We start from the raw sequence: 4,138 nt of genomic DNA on the forward strand, positions 1-4,138 counted from the left end.
GAGCGTGGCCGGCTGCAGCATCGACCGCGGCGCCAGCGCCATCGTCTCGCGCTCGCAGCGCGTCGGCCTGACGGCCCGCGAACTCGCGCTCGCCCAGCTGCTGTTCGAGAACGCCGGCCAGTTGGTGACCCGGGCCCGCCTCGCGCAGGACGTCTGGGGCACCGATGCCGGCATCACCGGCCGCTCGATCGAGCAGCACATCTATCAGTTGCGCCGCAAGCTCAAGCGCTGCGCCGGCGAGGCGCTCGCGCTGCGCGGCGTCTACGGCAGCGGCTACCGCATCGATGCGGCCGCCGTGCCGCGCACCTCCTCCGGACCTTCCTCTGCGCCCACGGCCGCTCCCGGCCTGGCGGCGCAGGCCGGGCTCCACGCCTGAATCCTCCACGCCTGAACCCTCCACCGCCCACCACCACCATGCGCTCCACCACCCACTCCACCTTCGACGGCCTGCGTCCCGACCGCGTCCCGCTGCCCTGGGGCGACGTGCGAGGGGCCTCGCTGTCCGCGCTGTTGTCGCTGATCACCACCGTGTCGTATGGCGCGGTGGCGGCCGGATCGATCTCGTCGATGGGGCCGGGCGTGGTGTCGGCGATGGTGCTGTCGGGGCTGATCGCCGCCTCGCTCGGCGCCCTCGTCGCGAGCGCGTTCGGCTCGGTGCCGACGCAGATCTTCTCGCCGCGCGCCTCGGTCGCGGTCGTGATCGCGGCGGCCGCTGCGTCGTTCAGTGCCGGCGACGGCGTCAAGCTGCCGCAGGTGCTCGCACTGCTGTCGCTGTGCCTGTTCCTCGCGATGCTGCTGCAGCTGGCCTTCGCGGCGCTGAAGCTCGGCGGCCTGATCCGCTTGATCCCGACCTCGGTGACGGCAGGCCTCGTGATCGCGCTGGCGCTGCGGCTGATCTGGTCCGAGCTGCCCGACCTGGTGGCCGCGCCGGACCGCCTGCGCCCGTGGGCACCGCTGTGCACCGCCATCGGCACCTTCGGCGTGTTCGCATTGCTGCGGGCCCGCTACGGTACCGGCGGCGCGATGCTCGCGGGGCTGTCGGCCGGCCTGCTGGTCGCGCTGGTGGTCGATCTCGGCGCACCCGGTGCGCTGCCGCACCTGCCGTCCATCGACCTGGCCGGCGGCCCGCTGCTGCCGGTGTCGCGCCTCGTCGGGCAGTTCCTCGAAGGCTGGCCGCCCGGCCGCTGGATCGACGTGTTGGCCTTCGCCGCGGTGATCGCGCTCGTCAACTCGGTCGAGACGCTGACTTCGGCGATGCAGATCGAAGACCTCGGCACGCAGCGCTTCGACGCCAACCGCGCGCTGATGGCCGGCGCCCTCGGTTCGCTGGTCTCGCTGCTGGCCGGCGGGCTGCCGGTGGCCGGTGGCACCTCGACCTCGTCGGTGCACATGCAGGCCGGCGCCACCTCGCGCAGCGCCGCGTTCGCCTCGGCGATGCTGGTGGGCCTGGGCACGCTGGTGTTCGCTTCGGTCATCGTCAAGGTGCCGCTGGCGGTGGTGGCGGCGCTGATGCTGTGCGTGGCCGGCGAGATCGCCGTGCCGCCGGTGCGCGAGCTGCTGGCGCAATGGCAGGCCGACCGGCGCGGCATGCGCGGCGAACTGGCGGTGGTGCTGATCGTGTGCGTGCTGATGCTGTCGGCCGACATCCTGGTGGCGGTGGCGGCCGGCGTGGTCGCGGCCTCGGTGCTGGCCTTCGTGCAGATGCGCGACAGCCTGGTGCGCCGCGAATACAACGCGACCGATGCGATGGCCCCGACCATCGTCGGCGTGCCGATGGGCCAGACGAGTTCGCGCGACGTGCCGGTGATCGAGATCGGCCAGCCGCTGTTCTTCGCGACCGTCGAGGCCGCGGTGCATGCGGTGGAGCGCGTGAGCATCGGCTCGCGCCAGGTGGTGCTCGACCTGACGCGCAGCGGCGGCCTGGACCTGACCGCGGCGAAGGCGCTGTCGCGCTGCGCCGCGGTGATGCAGCGCGACGATCGCCAGCTGCTGGTGGTCGGCGGCGAGCGCATCGCCGAGATGGAATCGCCGCTGCGCCCGTGCCTGGTGTTCGGCCACATCGGCGATGCAGTGAACTACTGCACCGATGCGCAGGGCCTGCGCGACCTCGAGGTGGAGCGGGCGCGGCGCGAAGCGCAGACCGTGCCGCAGGCGGTCATCGAGCACGCGACACGGCTGCTGGCCGAGCACATCGGGCCGATCGCCGAGGTGCTGGTGCGCCGTGCGGCCTCGGTCGTCACCAATCGCGACCAGTTCTGCAACGCGCTGGCCGGGCAGCTCGACGAGAGCCGCGCACGCGAGGCCTTCCTGGCCGGCATGAAGCGCGTCAGCATCGTGCGGAGCGCATCATGAGCGGCGCCGCGATGCAAGCCGGCACGCGCGAGCGCGACGCCTTCGTCTCGATGCTGGCGCGGCTCGATGCGCAGCTCGAGCGCGACCTGGCCCTGGCAAAGGTGCCCCAGGTGAACGGGGCCGCCGAAGGCGAGCGCACGGATTTCGTGCCGACGCTGCAGATGCTGAAGCCCGAAGAGATCGCCGCGCTGGCGGCCCCGCCGCGCCGCGATGCGGCGGTGTCGCGCACCGCGGCGCTGCGGCCGGCACGCTCGATCGGCCGGCTGCTGCCGTGGCTGGTGGGCGGCGGGCTGGTGGCCGGTGCGGCCTCCTTCGCGATGTCGTTCAGCGGTTCGCGTCCGGTGCTGCCGAAGGGGCCGGAGGTCGCGACCATCGTGCCGGTGGCACCGGTGGTGTCGATCGCCGTCGCGGCATCGGCCCCGGCGGTGGTCCCGGCCCCGGCTCTGGCCGCGACCGTCGCGCTGCTGCAGCCGCCCGCGGCCGCCGCCGCTGCCACCGATTCCTGTCCCCCTGCGCGCCGGGCCCTGGGCCTGTGCGAGCTCCCGACGCCTTGAGCGCCGTTCACCGTCCACCGGAGAAATCCATGCGCCAACTTCTTCTCACTGCGGCCTTGTGCCTCGCTTCGCTGGGCGCCCATGCCGGCGACCGCATCGTCACCGGCTCCGACCGCGGCACCTACATCGAGATCGGCCGCGACCTGTCGCGCTTCATCGGCAAGCCCGCCGGCCTGCCGCTGGAGGTGCTGCCGTCCAAGGGCTCGGCCGAGAACGTGCGCCGGCTGCGCTCGGAGCCCGGCGTGCGGCTCGCGCTGGTGCAATCCGACGTGTACCGCGCCTACCTCGACCAGGCGAACGCCGGCGATGCCGAGGCGGCCCGGCTGATCAAGCCGCTGCGCGTGGTGATGCCGCTGTACGACGAGGAGATCTACTTCGTCGCACGCGCCGATTCGCCGCTGCGCTCGATCCACGAGCTGCGCGACAAGCGCATCAACGTCGGCCCGGTCGGCAGCGGCACGGCGCTGACCGCGACCACGCTGTACCGCGCGATGTTCGGCAGCCCGATGCTGGAGCAGAACACCAGCTTCCTGTCGAACGAGGAGGCGCTGGTGAAGCTCGCGACCGACAAGTCGATCGACGTGGTCGTGATCGTCGCCGGGCAGCCGGCCAAGCTGTTCGCCGACATGAAGTCGGAGGCGCGCCAGTACATCAAGCTGCTGACGCTCGACCGCGCGGCGCCCGAGACGCAGGCGCTGGACGGCACCTACGTGCCGGCGCAGATCCGCAGCACCAGCTACCCGAACTGGCTGACGCAGGACGTGACCTCGCTGTCGGTCAAGTCGATGCTGGTGACCTACGACTACCAGTCGCCGGAGGTGCGCAGCTCGCTGACGCGCTTCGCGAAATCGATGTGCAGCAACTTCGAAAAGCTGAAGAGCGACGGCCATGCGAAATGGCAGGAGGTGAGCCTCGCGCCGCCGCAGCTGCCGAAGGGCTGGACGTACTACGCGCCGACGCAGAAGGTGCTGTCGCACTGCGACAGCGAGGCCGAGCCGGACCATGGCGCGGTGGCGTCTGCCACCAAGGCACCGGCCGCATCGAGCTGCTCGCAGAGCCGCGAGGTACTGGGCCTGTGCCGCGTGGCGTCGCGCTGAACGGCCATGTCGATCCCGGGTGCCAAGGGACCGCTGCTGCCGGCGCGGTCGAACCCGGTTGGCCCCGGGATCACGCCGGGGCCGGGACCCGGTGCCCGGCCACCGATCGGGCCGCGCCCGTCGACGCCGTCGCAG

4 protein-coding genes are annotated in these 4,138 nt (G+C 72.3%); all 4 read left to right on the forward strand.

Going from position 1 to position 4,138, the window contains the following annotated elements:
• Window positions 1-376 (forward strand): winged helix-turn-helix domain-containing protein (locus AC1D1T_RS30630; RefSeq protein WP_477993187.1); only part of this gene is annotated, 376 nt, incomplete at its 5' end.
• 38 nt (window positions 377-414) lie between these two features.
• Window positions 415-2,352, forward strand: a complete 1,938-nt coding sequence (locus AC1D1T_RS30635) for a SulP family inorganic anion transporter (RefSeq protein ID WP_477844044.1) — start codon at window positions 415-417, stop codon at window positions 2,350-2,352.
• Window positions 2,349-2,906, forward strand: a complete 558-nt coding sequence (locus AC1D1T_RS30640) for a hypothetical protein (RefSeq protein ID WP_477993188.1) — start codon at window positions 2,349-2,351, stop codon at window positions 2,904-2,906. Before AC1D1T_RS30635 ends, AC1D1T_RS30640 begins: the two co-directional genes overlap by 4 nt.
• A gap of 29 nt (window positions 2,907-2,935) precedes the next feature.
• Window positions 2,936-4,003 (forward strand): TAXI family TRAP transporter solute-binding subunit, encoded by a 1,068-nt coding sequence (locus AC1D1T_RS30645; protein WP_047505524.1) that lies wholly within the window; start codon window positions 2,936-2,938, stop codon window positions 4,001-4,003.
• Window positions 4,004-4,138 lie beyond the last annotated feature (135 nt).

It is taken from the genome of Rhizobacter sp. P2_H3 (assembly GCF_056403355.1).